Source organism: Caldanaerobius fijiensis DSM 17918 (genome assembly GCF_900129075.1).
GTDB lineage: Bacteria > Bacillota > Thermoanaerobacteria > Thermoanaerobacterales > Caldanaerobiaceae > Caldanaerobius > Caldanaerobius fijiensis.
Window position 1 is genome coordinate 44236 of sequence record NZ_FQVH01000020.1, and the last position, 3912, is coordinate 48147.

The following is a 3912-nucleotide window of genomic DNA, read 5'->3' on the forward strand; positions in this document are numbered from 1 at the left end:
TAGTCAATAGAAAAATGTTATAACCAAGGGCTAATATTTATTCATCAAAAATGTCATAGCTAGAAATAATATTTACCATAAAATAGCTATTAGATCATAATTATGCCATGGAAATTCAACATTAAAATCTAAACATAGTTTACAGTAATATGATGTAGATACATATATAACCATTAATTAACAAAAAGACAATACCTCATCTAAGGCTTACAGCCTGGAAAAAGTTTGGCTGCTTCATTCGGCGCGTCAAGGGTAAAGCGAACAAGCTTCGCTTGTCCTTAACATACCTTTATTCAGCAGCTATTATAAAGTTAAGCTGTAAGCCCAAAATCCTTAGCAGGTTAACGCCAGGCACACGTGGAATTGTGCAGACCCTCTAAAATCTCTCTGTCTGATTCCACGTACCAGTATGAAGGTGTCTTTTGCTGACCCTGCTTCCAAGGATGGTCGGGAGCAGGTTTATAGGATTTGGGCCTGCTTGATGAACCAGCCTGTTTAACCTTTTGAGCTTTTCTAGGTGGTTCATCAAGTTTTTGTACAGCATATATGTTATTGCTGTACTGTACCCGTATACCTATCTTGGGGCTTGTAAGAACAGTTATCTTAGCTCGAGGGGTAACGGGTACTATTTTACCCTTTTCATCTACCAGCTGATAATACTGACCATCCAGAGAAAATACGCCGCCATTATCAACCGTTCTGGTCTTTTTAATGCAAAGTATATTGTCTAAATCGATATTGGAAGGCAGTTTTCTAAAGACTGGTACAGGATTTTCCGGTTCCTTTGCAAACTTATCATTATATCTTTGCAGAAAGCTAGGGAAGAATTCATTGGCCTTATCAATAGAATCAATACCTTCTGACCTGAGTTCTACTTTTAATCTATCCTGAAGGGTTTGCCACAGTCTTTCGATACGGCCTTTAGCCTGAGGAGATCTATGTTTATGATGGTTATGCCTAATTCGCTCATAGCCCTTTCAAATTGAGTTTGATTTACTGTTTTACCTTCTAACTGTTCTTCGATAGAAAGTTTGTCTTTATTAGGTGATACAAAAATAGTATGTCTATCAGTATAGAGGCTTAAAGGTATACCATAATTTTGTATAATCCGACGCATTAGTTCAAAATAGCCTTCCATGCATTCATTGTCAGTTAGATAAAGAGCAAGAACCTGGCCAGTAGCATCATCTATGGCACCATGGAGTGCTAATTGTCCCATAGAGGGTATCCACTCAAAAGGGCTGCAATCGATCTGGACCAATAATCCGGCCTGAGGCTTACGCTTTCTTCTGGCATGAACTTTAGGAGGCTTACGATGATTTCTAGGGCTTTGTATACCGGCTGAAGTTAAAAGTCTATAGACAGAAGAATAGCTGAGGATAATACCCTCTCTTTCTTCAAGGAGATCTCTAAAATGAGAGAAGTTAGCATCCTGATATTTATTTTGTTTTAAGTCAATGACACGTCGTACTACATCTTCAGGGATAGCATTAGCAGGCTTACGACCTCTATTTTTATGAATGACAAAAGATTCACCTTGTTCTTTAACCCCCTTCTTAAGTCTAAAAATTTGACGTTCGCTTAAGTTCAAAGCCTGCGCAGCTTCCCTGATAGTCAATATTCCATCAATGGTTTTATTGATAACGATTAATTTTTGTACTTCTCTTTTTGTCATACAATATCGTTCCTTTCTCATACTGACATTATTACAGAATACTTTTAATATGACAATATCATAGAATAACAACAAATAATCATGGCAGTGTAAAATTTAAGTAGGTAGTTAAGAAGGAAAAAGGCACTCAAATGTAGAAAAAAGACCTCACCGCAAAAAAAAAATAAAAACACAAAAGGAGTGTGAAACCTTATGTTAAATATTCGACACATAGTAGGTGCAGTCCTTCTTTTTTGTAACGGATTAATAAAAATAATCAATGAAAGCAAAGATTTTTATGAACTCGAAAAGGGAGTATATGAACTCTGCCAAAAAGTCTGTAACCAAATTTTCATATGGGCACTAGAGCAAATGGATACACGTTTGATGAATGAACGCGACCGTGAAACCTGGGAAGTAATAGGATTTAGAAAAAAAGATGCCATAAGCACCTTTGGCGAATTTACATATAGAAGACGTCTTTACAGAAACAAAAAGACAGGTGAGACCAGGTTTTTGTTGGATGATCTATTGGGTTGGCCAATAAGGGCAAAAATAACTCCAAGGTTAAGAGAGATAGCAGTGAAATTGAGTACGGAGATGTCCTTCAGGCGCGTTGCCGAAATTTTAAGCCAACTATTTCCCAATATCAGCACAATGACGATCTGGAAAATCGTTAAGGATTTAGGAGAAACTTTAAAACAAGAGAGTGAAGAAAAGAGGACAGAAATATTTGAAGAAGGTAAATTACCTCAAGGGCAAGAGATTACATCAACCCTTTGTATTGAAAGCGATGGTGTAATGATCCGACTGCAAAGAGCGGAGAATAAGATAGGAGAAATAAAGCACCTAGTAGCTTATGAAGGCAAAGAAAAAATCGGTCATGAACGGTATGCCCTAAAAAACAAAATTGTGGTGAGTGGATTGGCTGACAGTCAGACCATGTGGGAAGAAACCTATGCAAAAGCCGGGAGCAAATGGGATTTAAATCGCGTAGAAAGAGTGTACATAGGAGGAGATGGAGCCGATTGGCCGAAAGAGGGATTAGAATATTTTCCAGGTGCAGAGTATCGGCTGGACCCATATCACATTAGCAAGCATCTAATAGAGGCGTTGTGGTATGACGAAGAAACTTTCAACGAAGTACGTGAAGCTATTTACCAAAGCGACTTTGAGAAGACTCAAGAGACGCTAAAAGAAGAGATAAAGAAAACGAAAGGGAATCGAAGGAAGAAAGTCATAGCTCTTTTAGATTATCTCACAGAGAATTGGGAAGGAATAGCCGCGTTAAATGAGGAGGGACGACTAGGAACCATCGAAGGGCAGATACAACACAACATAGCGCGACGGATGAAACGGTTGGGAGCCAGGTGGAGCACATCCGGTGGAGACAGGATAGCTCGGATATTAGTAGAGAGAGCCAACGGAGAATTAGAGAAATATATTTTACGTTGGCCAATGGAACAGAGAAAGTTCAAAGAGGTGGCGCAGATAAAGTCGGAAGAGAAAAAAGGAGTTGAAGACATAGAGGAATGGCTTAGAGTATCTCTGCCTGCATTAAAAGGGCCCTGTGCCGGACGGCCATGGGTAAAGTATGTATTAAAAGAATTAAGCCATGTAAGTGTTGCAGCGATCATTTAAAGACAGTTTGTACTGAGATTTGAGGGTAAAAGAGGGATGTAATAGGTTGAGAGAGATACCGGTCCAGGGTATCAGAGTTTTTTGAAAGAGGGCGCCGGTATAGGGAGTTATTGTTTTTATGCAAACAATAAATTACCAAATATGGAATGATATTTATATTTTCAACAAAAAGGTTTATAAAAAGCGATTATGTAAAATTATTAAGAAATTTACCTACAAACTCTTGACACAAACGAAAACAAAAATCCCTCTTGACATACGCCTTAAAGCTGTGGTATATTAATAAAGCCATCGCGAGAGGGGCAAGGAGACAAAAAAGTCGAGAGATACCCCTTGACAAAGAGACGAAACGATGGTAAAGTATAAGAGCTGTCGGGAGGGAGCAAAAAAGCCCTTGACAGACAGCCAGGTAAGTAGTAAAATAAGAAATCGTCAGCCGAGAGGCTGAGAGAACCTTGCCAATTAAACAGTGAGCGGGATACAACTTGTTTTGAGATATATATAGTTTACAAGAGAGTTTGATCCTGGCTCAGGACGAACGCTGGCGGCGTGCCTAACACATGCAAGTCGAGCGGAGGTAGTGGAGCTTGCTCTATTACCTTAGCGGCGGACGGGTG

2 protein-coding genes and 1 rRNA gene are annotated in these 3912 nt (G+C 39.1%); 2 read left to right on the top strand and 1 reads right to left on the bottom strand.

The window, feature by feature from the left end; all coding sequences use genetic code 11:
- Positions 1 to 877 precede the first annotated feature (877 nt).
- A complete protein-coding gene (locus BUB87_RS14545) occupies positions 878 to 1675 on the bottom strand; it encodes an ISNCY family transposase (RefSeq protein ID WP_200792789.1) in 798 nt (265 codons plus the stop codon).
- A gap of 192 nt (positions 1676 to 1867) precedes the next feature.
- On the opposite strand from BUB87_RS14545, the gene BUB87_RS08980 reads away from it, so the two are divergent.
- Both BUB87_RS08980 and BUB87_RS08985 read left to right on the top strand, forming a co-directional pair.
- Complete coding sequence (locus tag BUB87_RS08980; RefSeq protein ID WP_073344376.1) at positions 1868 to 3295, top strand: ISLre2 family transposase; 1428 nt, start codon at positions 1868 to 1870, stop codon at positions 3293 to 3295.
- Positions 3296 to 3801: 506 nt separating this feature from the next.
- Positions 3802 to 3912: ribosomal RNA gene (locus BUB87_RS08985) — 16S ribosomal RNA — on the top strand; the annotation flags it as partial.

What these genes read in the sequence shown, in the direction of transcription:
- BUB87_RS14545 (WP_200792789.1), bottom strand. Translation starts at nt 1,675, where the DNA reads ATGACAAAAAGAGAAGTACAAAAATTAATCGTTATCAATAAAACCATT.
- BUB87_RS08980 (WP_073344376.1), top strand. Translation starts at nt 1,868, where the DNA reads ATGTTAAATATTCGACACATAGTAGGTGCAGTCCTTCTTTTTTGTAAC.